The organism is Streptomyces sp. NBC_01446 (genome assembly GCF_026340095.1).
GTDB classification, from domain to species: domain Bacteria; phylum Actinomycetota; class Actinomycetes; order Streptomycetales; family Streptomycetaceae; genus Streptomyces; species Streptomyces aureus.
In genome coordinates this window covers 779,463-798,071 of sequence record NZ_JAPEPO010000002.1, presented here as the reverse complement: position 1 = coordinate 798,071, position 18,609 = coordinate 779,463, and the positions used below count along the sequence as shown (strand labels likewise).

The 18,609-nt window shown below is 69.7% G+C and carries 19 protein-coding genes; 4 read left to right on the top strand and 15 right to left on the bottom strand.

Annotated features, from left to right (window positions below; all coding sequences use genetic code 11):
* Nucleotides 1-11: 11 nt before the first annotated feature.
* From yicI to OG456_RS41250, 6 genes are all read right to left on the bottom strand, one after another.
* Nucleotides 12-2,342: an alpha-xylosidase gene (gene yicI, locus OG456_RS41275; RefSeq protein WP_266570206.1), complete on the bottom strand. Its 2,331-nt coding sequence runs from the start codon at nucleotides 2,340-2,342 to the stop codon at nucleotides 12-14.
* A complete protein-coding gene (locus tag OG456_RS41270; protein WP_266570205.1) occupies nucleotides 2,339-3,787 on the bottom strand; it encodes a GH1 family beta-glucosidase in 1,449 nt (482 codons plus the stop codon). The genes yicI and OG456_RS41270 overlap by 4 nt, the downstream gene beginning before the upstream one ends.
* A gap of 32 nt (nucleotides 3,788-3,819) precedes the next feature.
* Nucleotides 3,820-4,551 (bottom strand): carbohydrate ABC transporter permease, encoded by a 732-nt coding sequence (locus OG456_RS41265; protein WP_227300739.1) that lies wholly within the window; start codon nucleotides 4,549-4,551, stop codon nucleotides 3,820-3,822.
* A gap of 102 nt (nucleotides 4,552-4,653) precedes the next feature.
* A complete protein-coding gene (locus OG456_RS41260) occupies nucleotides 4,654-5,619 on the bottom strand; it encodes a carbohydrate ABC transporter permease (protein WP_266570204.1) in 966 nt (321 codons plus the stop codon).
* A gap of 10 nt (nucleotides 5,620-5,629) precedes the next feature.
* Nucleotides 5,630-6,865: a sugar ABC transporter substrate-binding protein gene (locus OG456_RS41255; RefSeq protein ID WP_266570203.1), complete on the bottom strand. Its 1,236-nt coding sequence runs from the start codon at nucleotides 6,863-6,865 to the stop codon at nucleotides 5,630-5,632.
* A 159-nt stretch (nucleotides 6,866-7,024) separates the two neighbouring features.
* Nucleotides 7,025-8,068, bottom strand: a complete 1,044-nt coding sequence (locus OG456_RS41250) for a LacI family DNA-binding transcriptional regulator (RefSeq protein ID WP_266570202.1) — start codon at nucleotides 8,066-8,068, stop codon at nucleotides 7,025-7,027.
* A 381-nt stretch (nucleotides 8,069-8,449) separates the two neighbouring features.
* On the opposite strand from OG456_RS41250, the gene OG456_RS41245 reads away from it, so the two are divergent.
* The gene (locus OG456_RS41245; protein WP_266570201.1) at nucleotides 8,450-8,788 is read left to right on the top strand and encodes a hypothetical protein; all 339 of its coding nucleotides are present in this window, start codon (nucleotides 8,450-8,452) and stop codon (nucleotides 8,786-8,788) included.
* A 364-nt stretch (nucleotides 8,789-9,152) separates the two neighbouring features.
* On the opposite strand, the gene OG456_RS41240 is transcribed toward OG456_RS41245, so the two are convergent.
* The 7 genes from OG456_RS41240 to OG456_RS41210 form a co-directional block, all read right to left on the bottom strand.
* Nucleotides 9,153-9,749, bottom strand: coding sequence for a Dabb family protein (locus tag OG456_RS41240; protein ID WP_266570200.1), 597 nt, complete (start codon nucleotides 9,747-9,749; stop codon nucleotides 9,153-9,155).
* On the bottom strand, nucleotides 9,746-10,078 hold the full coding sequence (locus tag OG456_RS41235; RefSeq protein ID WP_266570199.1) for a hypothetical protein: 333 nt from the start codon (nucleotides 10,076-10,078) through the stop codon (nucleotides 9,746-9,748). Before OG456_RS41235 ends, OG456_RS41240 begins: the two co-directional genes overlap by 4 nt.
* Nucleotides 10,075-10,992 (bottom strand): LLM class F420-dependent oxidoreductase, encoded by a 918-nt coding sequence (locus tag OG456_RS41230; protein WP_266570198.1) that lies wholly within the window; start codon nucleotides 10,990-10,992, stop codon nucleotides 10,075-10,077. The genes OG456_RS41235 and OG456_RS41230 overlap by 4 nt, the downstream gene beginning before the upstream one ends.
* A 152-nt stretch (nucleotides 10,993-11,144) precedes the next feature.
* Nucleotides 11,145-11,366, bottom strand: coding sequence for a hypothetical protein (locus OG456_RS41225; protein ID WP_266570196.1), 222 nt, complete (start codon nucleotides 11,364-11,366; stop codon nucleotides 11,145-11,147).
* Nucleotides 11,367-11,451: 85 nt separating this feature from the next.
* Complete coding sequence (locus OG456_RS41220; protein WP_266570195.1) at nucleotides 11,452-12,303, bottom strand: ABC transporter permease; 852 nt, start codon at nucleotides 12,301-12,303, stop codon at nucleotides 11,452-11,454.
* Nucleotides 12,263-13,108, bottom strand: coding sequence for an ABC transporter ATP-binding protein (locus OG456_RS41215; RefSeq protein ID WP_266570194.1), 846 nt, complete (start codon nucleotides 13,106-13,108; stop codon nucleotides 12,263-12,265). Before OG456_RS41215 ends, OG456_RS41220 begins: the two co-directional genes overlap by 41 nt.
* Nucleotides 13,105-13,620, bottom strand: coding sequence for a MarR family winged helix-turn-helix transcriptional regulator (locus OG456_RS41210; protein ID WP_266570193.1), 516 nt, complete (start codon nucleotides 13,618-13,620; stop codon nucleotides 13,105-13,107). The genes OG456_RS41215 and OG456_RS41210 overlap by 4 nt, the downstream gene beginning before the upstream one ends.
* A gap of 235 nt (nucleotides 13,621-13,855) precedes the next feature.
* Here OG456_RS41210 and OG456_RS41205 point away from each other — a divergent pair, with 235 nt between their 5' ends.
* Together OG456_RS41205 and OG456_RS41200 are read left to right on the top strand one after the other, a co-directional pair.
* Nucleotides 13,856-14,224 carry a DUF6479 family protein gene (locus OG456_RS41205; RefSeq protein WP_266570192.1) on the top strand — a complete coding sequence of 123 codons (369 nt, stop codon included), beginning with the start codon at nucleotides 13,856-13,858 and terminating at the stop codon, nucleotides 14,222-14,224.
* Between the two features lie 353 nt (nucleotides 14,225-14,577).
* A complete protein-coding gene (locus OG456_RS41200; protein WP_266570759.1) occupies nucleotides 14,578-15,771 on the top strand; it encodes a cysteine desulfurase-like protein in 1,194 nt (397 codons plus the stop codon).
* A 222-nt stretch (nucleotides 15,772-15,993) separates the two neighbouring features.
* Here OG456_RS41200 and OG456_RS41195 read toward each other — a convergent pair whose 3' ends face one another.
* Nucleotides 15,994-16,650: a TetR/AcrR family transcriptional regulator gene (locus OG456_RS41195; RefSeq protein ID WP_266570191.1), complete on the bottom strand. Its 657-nt coding sequence runs from the start codon at nucleotides 16,648-16,650 to the stop codon at nucleotides 15,994-15,996.
* Nucleotides 16,651-16,705: 55 nt separating this feature from the next.
* Entirely contained in the window at nucleotides 16,706-17,647 is a 942-nt protein-coding gene (locus OG456_RS41190; RefSeq protein WP_266570190.1) for an alpha/beta fold hydrolase, read from the bottom strand.
* Between the two features lie 143 nt (nucleotides 17,648-17,790).
* Here OG456_RS41190 and OG456_RS41185 point away from each other — a divergent pair, with 143 nt between their 5' ends.
* Nucleotides 17,791-18,606 (top strand): enoyl-CoA hydratase-related protein, encoded by an 816-nt coding sequence (locus OG456_RS41185; protein WP_266570189.1) that lies wholly within the window; start codon nucleotides 17,791-17,793, stop codon nucleotides 18,604-18,606.
* Nucleotides 18,607-18,609: the final 3 nt, after the last annotated feature.

Here is an 18,609-nt window from a genome sequence, read left to right as displayed (position 1 = left end):
CGATGACGTCGCTACGCCGTGCCCGCCCCCGTCAGAACCGCCGAGACCGCTGTGACGCCGGACGCGGCCGTGAGGAGTGTGCCGAGGGCGGTCTGTTCCGCGCTCTCGCCGGATGCTTCCGTGCCGACGAGCAGGACCTGCCACGGCACTTGGGTGTCGTCGGCCTCGACCGTGATGACGTCGCCGTCCCGCCGCATGCGGAACGTGGCACCCGCGAAACCGTCCGCAGCAGGGATCCGGACCACCCTCGTCGTGCCGTCCGCCGGGGCGTGGACGCGCAGCGTCACTCCGTGCGCCCAGTCGTAGACGGCGCTGTCGTCGCTCTCCCCGAACGGGATCACCGAGCCGGGGCGGGCCAGCAGTGGCAGGCTGTCGAAGCCGTACCGCTCGCGTCGCCAGCCCGGCCCCTCGACCCGCTCGCCCGACAGCAGATGTGTCCAGGTACCCTCGGGCACGTAGTACTCGACGCTTCCGTCGGCCGAGAAGACCGGCGCCACGAGCAGGTCGTCGCCGAGCATGTACTGGCGGTCGAGGGTGTGGCACGCCGGGTCCTCGGGGAACTCCAGGAGCATGGCGCGCATCACGGGTGTACCCCGCTCCCGCGCCTGCTGGGCCGCGCGGAAGAGATACGGCATGAGGCGGTGCTTGAGCCTGGTGAAGTCGCGGGTGACGGCCACGGCCTCTTCGTCGAAGTCCCACGGCACACGGTACGACCTGCTGCCGTGGAGCCGGCTGTGCGAGGACAGCAGGCCGAACTGCACCCACCGCTTGAAGACTTCGGGCGTCGGCGTGCCCTCGAAGCCGCCGATGTCATGGCTCCAGAAGCCGAAACCGGACAGGCCGAGCGAGAGGCCGCCGCGCAGCGACTCGGCCATCGCCCCGAAGTGGGACTCGCAGTCGCCGCCCCAGTGCACCGGGAACTGCTGCCCGCCCGCGGTCGCCGACCGCGCGAAGAGCACGGCGTCGCCTGCGCCCCGCGCCTCGCTCAGCACCTCGAAGACGGTTTCGTTGTAGAGCTGCGTGTAGTAGTTGTGCATGCGCTCCGGGTCGGAACCGTCGTGCCACACCACGTCCGTCGGAATGCGCTCACCGAAGTCGGTCTTGAAGCAGTCCACGCCCTGCGCGACAAGCCCGCGCAACTTGCCCGCGTACCACTCCCGCGCCTCGGGGTCGGTGAAGTCGACCAGCGCCATGCCCGCCTGCCACAGGTCCCACTGCCACACGTCCCCGTTGGCCTTGCGGACCAGGTAGCCGTGGCGCATGGCCTCCGTGAAGAGCGGGGACTTCTGGCCGATGTACGGGTTGATCCACACCGAGACGCGCAGCCCCTGCTCGTCCTTGAGGCGGCGCAGCATGCCTTCCGGGTCCGGGAAGACGTCCGGGTCCCAGGTGAAGTCGCACCACTGGTACTCACGCATCCAGAAGCAGTCGAAGTGGAAGACACCGAGCGGGATGCCGCGCTCCGACATGCCGCGGACGAACCGGTTGACGGTCTCCTCGTCGTACGAGGTGGTGAAGGACGTGGACAGCCACAGCCCGAACGACCAGGCGGGCGGCAGCGCCGGGCGGCCGGTCAGGGCGGTGTAGCGGTCCAGGACGTCCTTGGGCGTCGGGCCGTGGATGACGTAGTACTCCAGCGACTGGTCCTCGACGCTGAACTGCACCTGCCCCACGGCCTCGGACCCGATCTCGTACGAGACGTGGCCGGGGTGGTTGACGAAGACGCCGTAGCCCCGGTTGGTGAGATGGAAAGGGATGTTCTTGTACGACTGCTCGCTGGCGGTGCCGCCGTCGGCCTGCCAGATGTCCACGCTCTGGCCGTTCCTGGTGAACGGGGTGAAGCGCTCGCCGAGCCCATAGACCAATTCACCTACGTCCAGGGACAGTTGGGCCAGTGAGTGGTGGCGTTCGTCGCCGGTGAGGGCGAAGCCGGTGCCGCGGGACCCGGCGGATGTCAGGACGCGCCCGTCGGCAGTGAAGTCCAGGCGCCAGGGGGCGGCGGTGTCCACCCGCAGGGCCAGCTCCCCGCTGGTCAGCTCCAGCAGGGACCCGTCCCGGGTGATCTTCGAGGTGTGGTCGGGGTCGGTGCGCAGGGCGAAGTCGGGGCCGTGCGCGGTGGCGCCCGCGTGGTGGGTGGAGCGGATGCCGATCACTCCCTCGGCGGGCGACCAGCACTCAACGGTCAGGAGGGGGCTGTTGAGGGTGTGGCCCCGTTGCTCCACTCGCCGCACCGGCGCGTACAGGGTGAGCCGGCCGTCGTCGATGCGCGCCTCGGCGATCTCGGTCGCGTACGACGCCCGGACGCCCTCGCGCATCAGCCAGTAGCCGTCGGTGAACTTCAACGGTGGTCCTTGTCAGCGGTGTCGGTACGCGTGCGGTGGGTGGCGATCAGGTCCCGGAACCAGCGGTAGCTGTCCTTGGGAATGCGCTCCTGGGTGTCGTAGTCGACCCGGACGATGCCGAAGCGCTGGCCGTAGCCGCGGGCCCACTCGAAGTTGTCGAGGAGCGACCACACGTAGTAGCCGCGCACGTCGACGCCCGCGCGGATGGCGGCGGAGAGGGCTTCCAGGTGGCTGCGGAGGTAGTCGATGCGCTCGGTGTCGTGAACCCGGCCGTCGTCCGTGACGGTGTCGGCCTCGGCCGAGCCGTTCTCGGTGATGACCAGCGGGGGCAGCTCGGGGTAGCGCTTCGTCAGGTCGATCAGCAGATCCGTGAAGGTGTGCGGGACGACCGGCCAGCCCATGGTCGTGTGCCGCACGTCGTCGCGCCAGCTCTCGGTGGCCCGGATGTCGACCGCCGTACGCGTCGCCGGGTCGGGGTCGCGGTGCGGGGCGTCGGCGATGGTGATCGGCCGGTAGTAGTTGATTCCGACGAAGTCCAGCGGGGCGGCGATGAGTTCGAGGTCGCCTTCGTGCCGGTACGAAGTGTCGAGACGGTACGAACTGTCGAGCGGGTGCGAGCCGTCGGCCGGCTCGCCCCAGGTCTCCGCCTCGTGCTGCGGATAGCGCCCGGCGAACAACGGGTCCAGCCACACCTCGTTGTGCAGGGTCTCGGCCCGGCGAACGGCGGCGAGGTCGGCCGGCGAGCCGGGGGCGGCGGGGAGCAGCCGGTCCGGGTTGAGCGTGATGCCGACCTCCTGGGCGCCGGCCTCGCGCAAGGCGCGGACGGCGAGGCCGTGGCCGACGAGGAGGTGGTGGGCGGCGGCCAGAGCGCCGCGGCCCTCCTGCGCGCCGGGAGCGTGGGCGCCCGCGGCGTAGCCGACGAAGGCGCTGCAGTACGGCTCGTTGAGGGTGATCCAGCGGCTCACCCGGTCGCCGAGACGCTCCGCGACCAGTCCGGCGTAGTCCGCGAAGTGCTCCGCCGTCTCGCGCACCCGCCAGCCGCCCCGGTCTTCCAGGGCCTGGGGGAGGTCCCAGTGGTAGAGGGTGGCGGCGGGGGAGATCCCGCGGGCCAGCAGTTCGTCGACCAGCCGGTCGTAGAAGTCCAGGCCTGCGGCGTTGGCCGGTCCTGTGCCGTTGGCCTGGATCCGTGGCCAGGCGACGGAGAAGCGGTAGCTGTCCACACCGAGGCCGTGCAGCAGGGCCACGTCCTCGCGGTAACGGTGGTAGTGGTCGCACGCGATGTCGCCTGTGGCGCCGCCCGCCACCCGTCCGGGCTCGCGACAGTAGGTGTCCCAGATGGACGGCCCTCTGCCGCCCTCGTCGTACGCCCCCTCGATCTGGTAGCTCGCCGTGGCGGCGCCGAAGAAGAAGCCGTCGGGGAATTCCGGGAATTCGGGGGTGCTCATGCGGCTGAAGCCCTTATCGCTACGTGATGGCATTACTTGATGGATCCGCCGGTGATCCCGGCGGAGATGTACTTCTGGGCCACGACCAGCAGAATCGCGGCGGGTACCGCGGACAGGACCGCCGTGGCCATGACCGCGCCCCAGTCGCTGACATGCGCGCCGACGAACTGGTAGATGCCCAGCGTGATCGGCTTGACGTCGTCGGTGGTGTTGAGGGTCAGCGCGAACATGAAGTCCGACCAGGCGAACAGGAAGGTGAAGAGGCCCGCCGTGATGAGGGCGTTGCGGCTCATCGGCAGCACGATGCGGACGAACGCGGTGAAGCGGTTGGCGCCGTCGACCATCGCCGCCTCGACGACCTCGCTCGGTATGGACACCATGAAGGCGCGCAGCAGCACGATCGCGAACGGCAGCCCGAGCGAGGCGTCCGCGAGGATCAGCCCCAGGTAGGAGTTGACCAGGCCCAGTTCCGCGTACGCGCTGTAGAGGGCGTTGGCGATGACGATGCCCGGCACCATCTGAGTGATCAGCGTGGTGAAGACGATGCCCTGGCCGCCGCGCAGCCCGAACTGGGCGAGCCCGTACGCGGCGGGCGCTGCGAGCGCGAGGCACACGGCGACGGCACCGAGGGCGACGACGAAGCTGGTCAGCAGCGAGCCGCCCTGGCTGGAGATCGCCGTGTCGAAGTTCTCCAGGCTGGGCGAGGACGGGAACCACTCCGTCGCCGCGACGCTCGACCCGGGCTGGAGCGCGGTGTTGAGCATCCAGTAGACCGGGATGAGCAGGACGCCGAGGATGAGCAGCGCGGCGGTGGTGTTCCAGGCGGCCCGCAGGCGGGGACGGTTCGAGTTCGCTTTCACGGTCGGTCAATTCCCCTTGCCGAAGTCGGCGCGGTTGGCCCGCAGGTACAGCACGGCGAAGACCGCGCTGATGAGGATGAGGACGTTGCCGACGACGGCTCCTTGTCCGAAGTCGAGCTGGAGGAACGACAGTTGGTACGTGACGGTGCCCAGGGTCTGGGTGGAGTCCGCGGGACCGCCCGAGGTCAGCGCCAGGATCAGGTCGAGGATCTTCACCGTGGACATGAAGCCCAGGACGAGGACGACGGTGATGACCGGGCGCAGCATCGGCAGGGTGACGCTGCGGAAGGTTCGCCAGGGGCTCGCCCCGTCCAGTGACGCCGCCTCGTAGAGCTCGCGTGGGATCTCCTGGAGACCGCCGTAGAGGATGACCATGTTGAACGGGATGCCGATCCAGATGTTGACCAGGATCGCCGACAGCAGGGCCACGCCGGGGCTGTTCAGCCACGGCACGCCGCCCTCGGTCAGGCCGAGGGCATGCAGGGCGCTGTTGAGCATCCCGTGGTCCTGGTCGAGGATGCGCCGCCAGACGACGGCGGACACGACCATGGGCACCAGCCAGGGCAGCAGCAGGATCGCGCGGACGAAGCCGGAGAGCCGGAAGCGGCGGGAGAAGAAGACGGCGAGGGCCAGGCCGATGGTGAACTGGCCGAGCAGGGAGCCGAGCGTGAAGAGCGCGGTGTGCCACAGGGAGCCGGCGAACAGCTCGTCGGCGAACACGGCCCGCCAGTTGTCCAGGCCGTTGAACGGGGCTTCGCCGGTGAAGTACGTCTTGGGTGTGTAGTGCTGGAAGCTCATCACGATGTTGCGGATGAGCGGGTAGCCGAAGAAGAGGGCCATGTAGGCGAGCGCGGGGGCGACGAAGAGCCACCGGAGCAGCCCGCGGCGGCGGGTGCCGGAGTCGGCCCTCGCCGGGGCGGCCGAGGAGCCGGAGGACTTGGCGGCCCGGGCGGTGGAGGCGAAGGTGCTCATGTCCGGTTCCTCACTTCCCCGTGGAGGCCTGTTGTTGGGCGCGGTGCAGGGCCTGTTCGGGACTGGTCCTGCCGGTCAGCACCGATTGGAAGGCGCCCGCGAGCGCGTCCCCGACCACCGGCCAGCGGGTGCCGACCTCGGCGGTGCGTGAGCGGGCGGTGGTGACGAGGTCGGCGAAGGCGGCGAGCTTGGGGTTCTGCTCGGCGTAGGCCCGCGCGGCGGCGGCCCGGGTGGGTACGTTGTTGACCGACTCGCCCCACTGGAGCTGGTTCTTCCGGGTGTTGAGGCAGTTGAGAATCTTCCCCGCGTTCTTCTCGCGGGTGCTGTCCTCGTTCTTCGGCACCGCCATCACGGTGCCGCCGATCGGTGGGATCGCGTCCTGTCCCGCCTCGGGCACCGGGATGCGGGCGACCGCCCAGTCCACCTTCTTCTGGGCGCTGAGCACCGGCACCTGCCACGGGCCGTTGATCATCATGGCGGCGCGGCCGGCCACGAACTGGTCGTTGACGTCCTGCTGGTTCCAGCTGACCACGGACTTCGAGGCGGACCCGTCCGAGACCAGGTCCTTCCACAGCTGGAGCGCTGCCTCGCCCTTGCCGTTGTCGAGCTTCGCCTCGTCACCGCCGCCGGACCAGAAGAACGGCAGGAACTGGTACACCCCGTCGGCGTTGGGGCTGGCGCTGAAGGCCATCCCGTAGGTGCTGCCGTGCGTCATCCTCTTCGCGGCGGACTTCAGCTCGGCCCAGGTGGTGGGCGGTTCGACCCCGGCCTCCTTGAGGAGCTTGGTGTTGTAGATCAGGGCCAGGGAGTTGACGGAGCGTGCGATGCCGTACTGGGTGCCGTCGTACGAACCGAGGGAGGTGGCGCTGCCGGAGAACCCGGAGGTGTCGACGCCGACGTCCTTCAGCGGGCGCAGCCCTTCGGTCCCGGCGAACTGCGGCAACTCGGACCCGTCGAGCTCCAGGATGTCGGTGAGCGACTTGGACGAGGCCATCCGTAGCGCCTTCGAGGCAACCTGGTCCGCGGGCACGCTGATCTGCTCGACCTTCAGCCCGAGGGGACCCGCGCAGCGGTCGAAGAACTTCTGGTTGGCGGAGTGCTCGGCGGTGTCCGTCGCCGAGTTGAGCACGGTGACGGTGTCGGGGGCCGGGGCGGCGGCGCACCCGGTGAGACTCGGTGCGACCGTGGCCACCACCAGGCCCACGGCCATGGCGGGTAGCAGTCTGCGCTCTGCGCGGGAGTGCACGAGCGGATCTCCAATCGGGGCTGCGGCTCGGGGAGTTGAGGCTTTGTGCGTACGGCTCGGGGATCGTGCGCGGCCGTGTGCCGGGGGGAGGGGGCGTCTCGCGGGCGGCCTCTTCGCCGGGGTTCGCGGCTCGCTCACGCCGCATCGCCGAGACATCGCTCAGGGATGCCCTTTCGGCGGCTCGATGGTGATCCCGGGGGCCATCTGCGGCGCGATCAGACGATGAGGGGGGACGCCGGGGGCCGGATGGTTGTCGGTGCGGCCGCCGGTGGCCGAGGCGATCGCCTTGACCGCGAGTTCGACGACTGCCAGGGACATCTCCGCGACGGGCAGTTCGATACGCGGCAGGATCCGCCCGCCCAGGTCGTCGGGGAGGGTGCCGACGGGCACGACGACGAGGTCCTCAGGGACCCGTAGCCCGGCCGCGGCCACCTCGGCCAGCAGGTGGGGGAGGCAGTGCAGGTGCTGGACGACCAGCGCGGTCGGGGCAGGCCGCGAACCCAGCAGCTCGCGCACCCGGCGCCGCAGCACGTCCGGGTCGCCGTTGGACGGGTGCACCCGGATGTCCGCACCGGTCTCCTTCGCGGCCCGCCCGGCGCCGTCGAGGCCGTGCACGGCGTAGCCGCGGCGGGCCGCGATCTCGTGCTCGGCCGAGGCGAGGAAGACGATGTGCCGGTGGCCGGCCGCGGCGGTTTCGCGCAAGGCGAGGGCGACGGCGGCCTCCCAATCGAGGTCGACCCAGGGCAGCGCCGAGTCGTCGTCGCCGCGGCCGAGCAGCGCGGTGGGGAAGCCCAGTTCGCGCATGGCGCCGATGCGAGGGTCCTGCTCCTCCACGGCCATGAGGACCGTCGCGTCCGCCAGTCCGCTGCCGGCCACCCGGCGCAGCCCGCCGACCCCGTCCAGGTCGGTCATCAACAGGAGGTCGTAGCCGTGGCTGCGGGCGGCGTCGCTGATGTCGATGGCGAACCGGCCGTCCACCGCCCGGTATGCGCCGGGCACGCGGGGGACGGCCAGGGCCAGGACATCGCTGCGGGCGCTGCGCAGCGTCCGGGCGCTGGCCCGCGGGTGGTAGCCGAGCTCGGCGATGGCAGCCTGTACCGCACGCCGGGTGTCCTCGGAGATCTTGCGGGAGCCGCTGAGGACGTAGCTGACGGTGCTGGGCGCGACGCCCGCCCGTTCGGCGACGTCTTTGATCGTGGCCATTCCCGCTCCCTTGCGGTGTGGTCTTGGTCGTCGAAGCGATTCGTCGAATCGATTCGACTGGCGGCGTGCGTGACTGTAGGAGGAGCCGGGGTGTGAGGGCAATACCCCTGCCGCAGATCGTTTGGGTTTATGTACCTGAATCCAGCGGGGCTTTGGGATGCGAAGCGCGTTAAATGCCCGATTTGATAAGCGTGTTGATCGAGTACATGAACAACTTTCACTGGCGCGAACTCTTGAGGGTCCAGAACGGCGGGTGATAGGCCTGTGCCCCGACGACATTTCCCTTCCCTGGCACCCGAGTTGTGGATCGCCGCCGCGCCACCGGCGCGCCCCCGCGACGCGCATCCGTCATGCCTGGAGGCGACACCGTTGAGAACGCCCATGTCCCGACGCACCTTCGCCCGACTCGCCGCAGCACCCGCCGTCGGAGCGCTGGTCGGGCTGCGGCCCGGCAGCGCGTCGGCCGCGTCCCGGCCCTCCGCTCACCCGGCAGGGTCACGCACCGACAGCGGACGCACCGACGCCGCGCGAGCCATGCGCCGCGCGGCGGCCTTCACGGACGAGCACGTGTCCTACCGCGGCGCGTACGTCTGGAGCTATCTCCCCGATCTCTCCACCACGTGGGGGGAGATGGAGGCGAAGCGGACCATGCTGGGTCCAGCCGCCCGGCACGCCCAGCGTCGGCCACAGCCGCCTCGACGCGTATCACGCCACCGGTGACGAGACCTTCTACCGGGCCGCCGAACGCACGGGCCTCGCGCTCGTCGAGGCTCAACTGCGGGTCCCGTCGGCGGCCGGCCCGCCCGCGCTCCCGCCAGTGCCCGCTCGTACGAGCCACGGTCCCTGACCACAAGTACCACGCAGACCAATATCCGACAGCTGTTCCACTACTTCCGGCTCACCGGAGACCACGACTACCTGCGGCGGGTGCCACACCGCCCGCGGAGCCGCCGTACCAGCCGCACGACAGCTCCGAGGGCATCACGACGTCCGCCTGCACCGGCAACATGGCCAAACTCATCGCCTACGTCGCCGGCTGAGGCCCTCACCGCCTCTCACGCCCCTCACCGCCAAGGTCCTGACCTCAGCGGGAGGTCAGGACCGGCTCCGGGCTCCAGCGGAAGACGTGGACCAGGCGTGGCTCCACGATCCCGGCGCCCGGAATCTCGCCGTCGAACCACCGGTCCACGCACGTCCAGTGGAAGGGATGGCCGAGATACTCGCCGGTCAACCCCTGCACATCCGCGTACTCCTGCTCCCAGACGTGGGTCCAGCGGGAGGGCGTGAGCGTCTGGTCCACCCTGCTCAGAGACCAGGAGCGGATGGTGGAGATGTGCTCGGGCATTGCCATGAGATCCGCTTCCAATTGCCCGACGAGAGCGACGGGTGTGCCGGGGCGCACCGCGAGCAGCAGCGTGCGTTTCACGCGCGGGCCGCGCAGGGGCACGTAACCCCCGCGCACCGGCGCGAGAGCGACCGTGTCGAGGGGCTCCGGCAGCCCGGACTCCGCGGCGATGCCGGCGGGAGTCCGTTCCGCTGTCACGTCCCATGTGGCGCCGGTGCCGCCGAAACTGCCTGGCAGATCGGCCGCCGCGGAGCCGCCCAGGACGCCGGGTGCTGCGGCGGCTCTGCCGTACGCGTCGGTGTTGTCGCCCAGCAGCAGATTCACCCAGCGGGTCATGACGCCACCTCCTCGTGAACACCGGCGACCGGCTCCAGCACATGACGATCGCGGTCCATCGCGATCTCGTCCGTGTACGCCCAGAACGCCGCGACCCGAGGGTCGGCGCCGGCCACGGCGCGCGCGGCGAAGAACGCACCGCTGTCCGGCAGTGACCACAGGATCCGGACCGCCACGGTGTCCGGCCCGGTCCAGGCGCGCCAGAGACGCTCCTCGACCATGCCCCGGTCCACGGCACCCGGCAGGTACTCCGTGCGCCAGCGGCGCAGCCACTTATCGACGTCATCGCCCGCGAGGAGGACGATGTCGAGTACCTGGACCCCGCTCATGACAGCTTCTCCAATACCTCGGCCCGGTACCGGTCGATCTGTTCGCGCAAGGCGTCCAGACCCCGTGGGCCGGAAATGCCGTCCGAGCCGCGGACATGTGGAGCGATGACAAGGCGTGTCGCGCCCGCGTCGACGAAGCCCCGTACCCATGAGGGATCCGCGGCGCGCTCACGGTCGCAGGAGCCCGGCCACACCGTGATCTCCACGGCGTCCTCCGGCCGGCCCTCCCCGCGCGCGGCCTCGCGCAGCAGATCGGCCTGGCGGGCGAAGTCCTCGGGAGTGATCGTGTAGGGGAACCAGCCGTCGCCGATCCGGCCCGCGCGGCGGACGGCGGGATCGCTGTTCCCGCCCAGTACCACGGGCACGGCCCCGCCGGCAGGACGTGGCAGAGAGTGCAGGCCCTCGAAGGAGACGTGCCGCCCCTGGTAGGAGGCGGGGCCGCTGCGCCACAGCGCGCGCATCGCGCCGACACACTCCTCGAGCCGCTGCCCCCGATCCTTGTAGGGCACGCCGACGGCGGCGTACTCCTCCTTCTGCCAGCCGATGCCGAGGCCCAGCATCAGCCGCCCGCCGGAGTGCCGGTCGATCGTCGCGGCGCGTTTGGCCAGGACCACCGGGCTGTGCAGCGGGGCGACGATCATCGCCGTGCCGAACCGCAGAGAGCTCGAAGATCCGGCGAGGAAGGCGATGGTCTCCAGCGGGTCGGGCATGGGCACTGCGCCCGAACTGCCGGGTATCCGGCCGTCGTCGGAGTACGGATAGAGCGGTTCGTACCGTTCGGCGACGGCGACGTGCTCGACCGTCCACAGCGACTCGACGACGCACTCTTCGAGTGTGCCCGCGAGGTCGCGGAGGAAGCCGCCCGAGGTGATCAGGCCGTCGGTGAACGGCGCCATCATTCCAAGTCGGAGCATGCCAGGGTTCCCTCACTTCAGCACCGTGCCGCTATGCCTGTTAGGAGTGTTCCTATCAGGAATAGGTGGGGTGTGGAAGGGAGCGAACACGGAGAGGCCGGGTCGGCAAGGAGGCGCGGACGCGCGCTCACCACGTCCGGTCGGCCCGCTGGTCAACTGTCCTTGCGTGTCCCGCTGACCTTGATCCACGCGTGGGGGGCGTAGGCCACCTCGACCCTCGTGGCGGCAGCGGGGTCTGCCTTCCATACGAGCAGCGCGCCGGCGTCGATCGAGTACGAGAACTGGCCTTCCTTGCCGTCGACGAAGTGCACCACCTCGCCTTCGTGCTCCGAGGTCTGCCCCTCTTTGCCAAGCACTACGAGATTCACAGACATATTTCGACGTTACGGCGGGAGCACCGATTCCGCCCGCCGGGTACCGGCTCGCGCGACCAGTCCCTGGGCGGGCGCCGCCGTCGGACTACCTGGCCAGTCGGGGCAGCAGCGAGGAGGCGGCCACGATGCCGAGCGCGGCGGCCACTGCGAGTACGCCGTAGTCCAGGAGCAGATGCGACGGTGTGCCCAGCAACAGGCCGCGTAGCGCGTCGACTTGGTAGGTGAGCGGGTTGACCCGGCTGATCGCCTGGAGCCAGCCCGGCATGAGCGCGACCGGATAGAGGGCGTTGGACGCGAAGAAGAGCGGCATGGTGATGGCCTGGCCGATACCCATCAGGCGGTCACGGGTGAGGACGATGCCGGCGATGGTCATCGAGAGGCAGGAGAAGAACGCCGAGCCGAGCACCACCGCGACGGCCACGCCGAGCAGGCGCAGCGGGTTCCAGGTCAGGGCGACGCCGAGGACTGCCGCGATGACGATCACGACGACGGCCTGGATCAGTGCCTTGACCCCGGCGGCGAAGGCCTTGCCCGTGATGAGCGCCGCGCGCGGGGTGGGCGTGACCAGGAGCTTGGTCAGAATGCCGGCGTCCCGCTCCCAGATGATCATGATGCCGTAGAAGATGGCGATGAACATCGCGGACTGGGCGATGATGCCCGGCGCGAGGTAGTCGATGTAGGGGATGCCGTGGGTCGGGATCGCCTTGATCCGGGTGAAGGTCTCGCCGAACACCAGCAGCCACAGGGCAGGTTGGACCGCTCGCGTGTACAGCTCGGAACGGTCGTGCCGGAGCTTTTGGAGTTCGACGGCGCACAGGGCGACGACGCGGGCGGGCGCCACGCGCCATCCGGTACGGGCCTTGGGCGGGGTGAGGAGCAGGTCGAACTCGGCGGGGTCAGCCGAGCCTGGACGCGGTGCGGCGGGTGCTGCGGACATCGCGGAAGTCACCACCTTCGTCACCATCGTTGCCGAGCCCGCGGCCGGCGACGTCGCGGAAGACGTCCTCCAAGGTCGGCCAGGGCTCATCGGATCCGGCGTTCCCACGCTGCTCGTGCAGGTCGCGGCGGAGCCCGTCGGAGGTACCGAGAGCGCGCACGCGCCCGCGGTGCATGAGCGCGACCCGGTCGCAGTACTGGTCGGCCTCGTCCATGTAGTGGGTCGTGACCAGGACGGTCATGCCGGTGGCGCGGCGGACCGCGTTGATGTGGTCCCACACGCTGGTCCGGGCGATCGGGTCGAGCCCGATGGTGGGTTCGTCGAGGATCAGCAGGCGGGGGGCGCTCACCAGTGCCTGGGCGAGTTCCAGCCGGCGCACCATGCCGCCCGAGTAGGTCTTGGCGAGCCGGTCCGCGGCGTCGGTGAGGTCGACCGCGGCAAGTGCCTGGGCCACCCGGCGGGCCCGTTCGCGCCGGGAGACGTCGAAGACGCGGGCGAACAGCGTCACGTTCTCCCGCCCGGTCAGGCCGGAGTCGGCGGACAGCTGTTGCGGCACGTACCCGAGGAGCCTGCGGACCGCCATCCGCTCGGTCGCCGCATCGTGCCCGAAAACGGATACGCGGCCGCGCGGCACCGGCAGAAGCGTGGTGATGCAGCGGATCGCGGTGGTCTTGCCGGCACCGTTGGGTCCGAGCAGTCCGAAGACCTCGCCCGGCCCGACCGTGAGATCGAGGCCGTCCACGGCCCGAGTCTCACCGAACGCGTACTCCAGTCCGCGGCAGCAGACCGCGGGGTCCTCGCTCATGCCGGTGCGCCTCCCGGTTCTCCCTGTACTGCGTAGGGCGTTTCACCTTCTGTGCGGATGACGGGCGTGCGGTCCTCGTGCAGGTTGTCGGCGAGCTTGCGCAGGGCCGGCAGCGCCGCGGCGAGCGCGGCCCGGTCGGCCGGGTCGAGCACCGCCAGTTGCTCCCGCATCAACGTGCCCCGGCGGACCTGCCAATCGCGCAACCGGGCCGCGGCGGCCGGGGTCGCGTACAGCAGCGCCGACCTGCGGTCCGAGGGGTCCGTCTCGCGGCGCAGAAAGCCGGCCTTGACCAGCTGGTTGACGAGCGTGGACACGGAGTTCCCGGCGAGCCGCAGGTCCCGCGCGGCGGCCGACACACCGATTCCGGGCCGGTCGACCACCAGGCGCAGCAGCTCCACCTGGGCGCCGCGCAACGGGGGCGCGCTCAGGCCGTGCCGAAGCCTGCGCCGGGACAGGCGTTGCACGGCGGCGAGTATGTCGGCGAAGGAATCCGCCAGCTCATCCGTGGCCATGAAATAACTTTAGCTCTGTGTACGAGCTAATTACAGACCTCGTCGGGACCTCGGCGGGCCGACTGGGCTCGACTCGAATTCACCGCCGTGGCGGCGGATAATCGAGAGCAAAGAACGGGTACGCGCAGGACGCACGCACGATCACCCAGCGTCATCATCCGGCGTAACCCGAGGCGATCCGGTGCCGTCGCGTGCGCCGGAGAATCAGGTCAGGAGCAGGGGGTGCTCGGCGATCATGAACTCGGCTTACCTCGAAATAGCCGCGGCGAACTCGGTGGTCGCCGCTGTCGCCGCTTTCATCGGCGGCCTCTTCATCGCGGGAGCGCTGATATGGGCCGTCCAGATAGGCATGCGGGTGCGCAGGCTGGAGCTCAGGCCCCCCAGGCCCGATGAGCAGCCCCGACTGCCCGCAGGCGGGGCGGTCCACGAGATCCGGGAAATGCGGGAGCCGGATGAGGTCCCACTGGCCAAGGATGAGAGTGAGCGCCTCATGCCGTACGAGCTCCACCATGGCGGCGGCAAGCTCAGCAGAAATCAGAAGCCCCCGACGTGGTCCCCGGGATCGAGCGGCTCGTTCGGCAGCGGCGGCCCCGGCCACACGTGAGGCGTGAGCACTCATCGCCCATGGCAGTTGCTTGCGCGTAACCGCGCGTTGATGACTTCGTGGGCGGGTCGCACGATGCGGTCGCCTCCGTCACGGAGGTTGTTCAGCGCGGACTTCTCGGAGCGCCGTGGCGCCCGACTGGCCCCGCACATCGGGCCGACTCGAACGCACGGACGCGTTCGGGTCGGCCCGTCGCACGCGTCCTCCACCGCTTTACGTGTGCAGTCGCCGGTGCCAGAGTGACTCGACCAGCGGATGGACGCGCCCCACCCCTGCCGCCGCCGACCGGCGCAGCCGTCCGCCAAGCCCATGCCCCGTCTCCAGAAAATCTCCAGAAAGCCGAGGCCAAGGCCATCGACCTGAACGCTCTCCGGGCCCACTTCCCCTCCCTGGACCACGGCCTCGCCTTCTTCGACGGTCCGGGCGGGACGCAGACGCCCCGCCCTGTAGCCGATGCCATAGTCGACACGCTGACCGGCCCTCTCTCCAACCGGGGGGTGGTGAGCCGCTCCGAGCTCAACGCCGAGCGCGCCGTCACGGACTTCCGAGACGCCTACGCGGACCTGCTCAACGTGCCTGCCGAGGGTGTCGTCCACGGGCGCAGCGCCACCCAGTTGACCTACGACTTCTCCCGTCACCTCGCCAAGGGATGGAAAGCGGGGGACGAGATCGTCCTCAGCCGCCTGGATCACGACTCCAACGTCCGCCCGTGGGTCCAGGCCGCCGAGCGCGCCGGAGTGACGGTCCGCTGGATCGAGATCGACGGCGGGAGTACGGAGCTCGACCTCGACTCGTTCGAGCGGGCGCTGTCGCCCCGGACGCGGCTTGTCGCGGTCACGGCTGCCTCGAACGTACTGGGCACCAAGCCGCCCCTGCGCCACATCGCCGACCGTGCGCACGAGTTCGGCGCCCTGGTGTACGTGGACGGGGTGCACTACGCCGCCCACCACCTGGTCGATGTGCCCGCGCTGGGCGCGGACCTCTTCGTCTGCTCCCCGTACAAGTTCCTCGGACCGCACTGCGGCGTGCTCGCGGCAGCGCCCGAACTGCTCGAAACCATCTACCCCGACAAGCTCGCACCTTCCCCCGACACCGTGCCGGAGCGCTTCGAGTTCGGCACGCTGCCCTACGAAATCCTGGCGGGCGCCACCGCCGCCGTGGTTTTCCTCGCCGCGATCGATCCGGGCACAGGGGGCACGCGCAGGGAGTGGCTCGCCCATTCGCTGGGCTCCCTGCACGAGCACGAGCGGGCGCTGCGCACGAGGCTGGAAGAAGGGCTGCGCGCTCTTGGCGACGCCGTCACCCTCCACTCGAAGGCGGCCGACCGCACCCCGACCCTCCTGATGACCATCGAAGGCCGCGACGCCCGTGAGGCCCAGGTCCATCTGGCCGCACGCGACGTCCTGGCCCCCGCCGGGTCGTTCTACGCCTACGAGACCTTCACCGCCCTGAAGCTGGAGCACCCCGCTCTGCGAGTGGGCCTGGCGCCGTACAACTCCGTCGAGGACGTGGACCGGTTCCTCGACGGACTTGCGTCTTTCCTCTGACGCTCGACTCACGGCTCAACGTCCTTGCGACGCCCAGCGGTCCGGTCCCGATCAGGACGCCGAGTTCGCCGACGAGAGAAGCTTCCGGTGAGGCCGCGAGTGAGCCCGCGAGGGTGACCGCCGCCTTCGGCGCACGGTGAGTAGGGGCAACCGGACTTCCCATTCCGAGCGCCTTCCCCGGTCCGGGTGTTCATCGTCCGGCAGGAGTCCGACCCGGAGCGTTCAGCGCTCTGGGTCGGAGGCCGTGAGCTGGAGGCCGTTCTCCCAGATCTTGTTGAGTGTCGTGACGAGGCGCTCGAAGGGGATGCGCTGGCCCATCACGAACACCATGTAGGCCATGCGGCTCACCATGACGGACAGGGCGTGCGCCGTGACCAGGGGATCCAGGCTCGTGTCGGCTTCGCCGCTCTCCTGTAGCGCCTGGATCAGCTTGGCGTTCCGGCGCGCGAAGGCGTTGCCACGCTCGATGCGCAGCGCCATGAACTTCTCGTCGATCTGGGCCACTTGCTCGAACAGCGCCATGAGGCGCGCGTTCTTCTTGTAGGCGCGCAGGTACTCGCGGTTCGACGCGTCGATGAGCTGCCGGGTGTCGGTGATCCCGGTGCGCTCGCGCAGGTGCGGGTGGAGCATCTCCTCCTGCACCTGCTCGACGAGCGCCTGGAAGATCTCTTCCTTGCTGTTGAAGTACGTGTAGAAGGACCCGGAGGCGACGTGGGCCGCCTTCGAGATGTCCGTGATCCGGGCGTCCAGATATCCGTCGCGTTCAAACACCTCGCGGGCGGCGGTGATCAGCGCGTTACGCGTTCTGACACCCCGCGCGCTGCGTGGCGTGATGGGTTGTTTCTGGCCGCCGTCTGCGGCCGGGGCCTGGGCAGCCACTGAGGTCCGTCCACTCTTGTTCGATCACGTACTTCACCGGTGGCAGCGGATGTTATCAGCCGAGGGTGGAGAGGAACTCGATAAGCGCGGCGTTGACTTCCTCGGGCCGCTCCTGCTGGATCCAGTGGCCGGCGCCGTCCAGGACGACGTGTCCACGGAGGTCGGTGAGCACCCGGTCGAGTCCGTGCGCGGGCATGAACTTCCCGACGGGGTCCTTCGACCCGGTGACGAACAGCGACGGCTGTGTGACGAGGTGGCCGTCCAGGTGCTCGGTCAGCGTCCAGTTGCGATCGAGGTTGCGGTAGTAGTTGAGGCCACCGGTGAATCCGGTCTCCTCGAATGTCTTGACGTAGTAGGTGAGTTCCTCGTCGCCCAGCCACCGCGGGGGCGGCAGCTGCTCGTCGGGCTTCGCGGCCCACTCGGCCGAGTAGATCTCCCTCGTGACGAGGGTCCTGCGGACGTTCCGGCTCAGCGCCCGGTCGGCGACGCCCGGCTCCTGGAACCACACGATGTAGAAGTCGTCGCCGTTGCGTGAGCGCAGAATGGGCAGCGGCGGGGCCGGGGCGCGCGGCGTCGCCGGCACGCTCATGCCCACCACCGCGCGTACCCGCTCGGGGTGGATCAGGGCCATGTTCCACACCACGGAGGCGCCCCAGTCGTGCCCGACGAAGACGGCGTCGTCCGCGCCGACGTCGTCGAGGAGCCCGGCCAGGTCGGCGCAGAGAGTCAGGATGTCGTAGGCGTCGACATCGTCGGGGCGTGAGCTGCCGCCGTATCCGCGCATGTCGGGAACCAGGACGCGATATCCCGCCTCGGCGAGTGCGAGGACCTGGTGCCGCCAGGAGAAGGCCAGCTCGGGAAACCCGTGGCACAGGACCACGGGGGGCCTGTCCGGCCGTCCCTCGCCGTGCTCGAAGACGCGCAGGGAGATGCCGTTGGTCGTGACATCCCGTACCGAGACGCGCTCCCAGTCGGCGATCGGCGTGTGTGTCGTCATGTGCCCAGGGCTCCTGTCGTTCGCATGCTGCGCCGGCGCAAGGAACTCACGCCGGTAAGGGGCGTGTTGTAGGTGTTGAACTTGACGTTGGGTTCAAATATACATGAGGCGGGTCAGAGCCGGCTGAAGAGGAGACCACGACGGTGACCGCAAGCATCCAAACAGCCCAGTCGACGGTTCTGGCGGAATGGCGCGGGCCCGTGCTCGTACTGACGCTCAACCGCCCGGACCGTCTCAACGCCTGGACCGACGAACTGGAAGCACGCTACTTCGGACTGCTCGACGAAGCCGAGGCGGATCCTGGCGTGCGGGCGATCGTCCTGACCGGAGCGGGCCGCGGCTTCTGTGCGGGGGCCGACATGGACGACCTGCAACAGGCCGGTGCGGCAGCGGAGCTGATGGATGGCCCGGTGCCGAAGAGGGAGCGCCCGCGGTGGTTCCCGCTGACGCTGCGCAAGCCCCTCATCGCGGCCGTCAACGGGGCCGCGGCCGGACTCGGCCTCGTCGAGGCCCTTTACTGCGACATCCGCTTGAGCACACCCGACGCCAAGTTCACGACGGCGTTCGCGCGCCGCGGCCTGATCGCCGAATACGGCATCGCCTGGCTGCTGCCGCGCCTCATCGGCCAGAGCCGGGCCATGGACCTGCTGCTCTCCGGGCGGGTGGTGCGCGGTACGGAGGCCTACGAAATGGGTCTGGTCAACAAGGTCGTCGAGGCGGACCAGCTCCTGGACACCGCGGTCGAGTACGCCACCGAACTGGCCACGTGGTCCTCACCCGCATCCATGAGCATCATGAAGCGGCAGGTGCTCCAAGCGCTCGACACCGACTTCGTCACGGCCGCCGACGCGGCGGACGCGCTCATGCCGGAGGCCTTCCGCCGGCCCGACGCCACCGAGGGTGTCGCCAGCTATCTGGAGGGCCGCGCGCCCGCATTCAGCCCTCTCGACCCCAAGTGAGCA

Coding starts and splice junctions, on each gene's coding strand:
- OG456_RS41270 (WP_266570205.1), bottom strand. CDS start 3,787: ATGAGCACCCCCGAATTCCCGGAATTCCCCGACGGCTTCTTCTTCGGC.
- OG456_RS41265 (WP_227300739.1), bottom strand. CDS start 4,551: ATGCTCAACACCGCGCTCCAGCCCGGGTCGAGCGTCGCGGCGACGGAG.
- OG456_RS41260 (WP_266570204.1), bottom strand. CDS start 5,619: ATGAGCACCTTCGCCTCCACCGCCCGGGCCGCCAAGTCCTCCGGCTCC.
- OG456_RS41250 (WP_266570202.1), bottom strand. CDS start 8,068: ATGGCCACGATCAAAGACGTCGCCGAACGGGCGGGCGTCGCGCCCAGC.
- OG456_RS41245 (WP_266570201.1), top strand. CDS start 8,450: ATGTCCCGACGCACCTTCGCCCGACTCGCCGCAGCACCCGCCGTCGGA.
- OG456_RS41240 (WP_266570200.1), bottom strand. CDS start 9,749: ATGACCCGCTGGGTGAATCTGCTGCTGGGCGACAACACCGACGCGTAC.
- OG456_RS41235 (WP_266570199.1), bottom strand. CDS start 10,078: ATGAGCGGGGTCCAGGTACTCGACATCGTCCTCCTCGCGGGCGATGAC.
- OG456_RS41230 (WP_266570198.1), bottom strand. CDS start 10,992: ATGCTCCGACTTGGAATGATGGCGCCGTTCACCGACGGCCTGATCACC.
- OG456_RS41225 (WP_266570196.1), bottom strand. CDS start 11,366: ATGTCTGTGAATCTCGTAGTGCTTGGCAAAGAGGGGCAGACCTCGGAG.
- OG456_RS41220 (WP_266570195.1), bottom strand. CDS start 12,303: ATGTCCGCAGCACCCGCCGCACCGCGTCCAGGCTCGGCTGACCCCGCC.
- OG456_RS41215 (WP_266570194.1), bottom strand. CDS start 13,108: ATGAGCGAGGACCCCGCGGTCTGCTGCCGCGGACTGGAGTACGCGTTC.
- OG456_RS41210 (WP_266570193.1), bottom strand. CDS start 13,620: ATGGCCACGGATGAGCTGGCGGATTCCTTCGCCGACATACTCGCCGCC.
- OG456_RS41205 (WP_266570192.1), top strand. CDS start 13,856: ATGAACTCGGCTTACCTCGAAATAGCCGCGGCGAACTCGGTGGTCGCC.
- OG456_RS41190 (WP_266570190.1), bottom strand. CDS start 17,647: ATGACGACACACACGCCGATCGCCGACTGGGAGCGCGTCTCGGTACGG.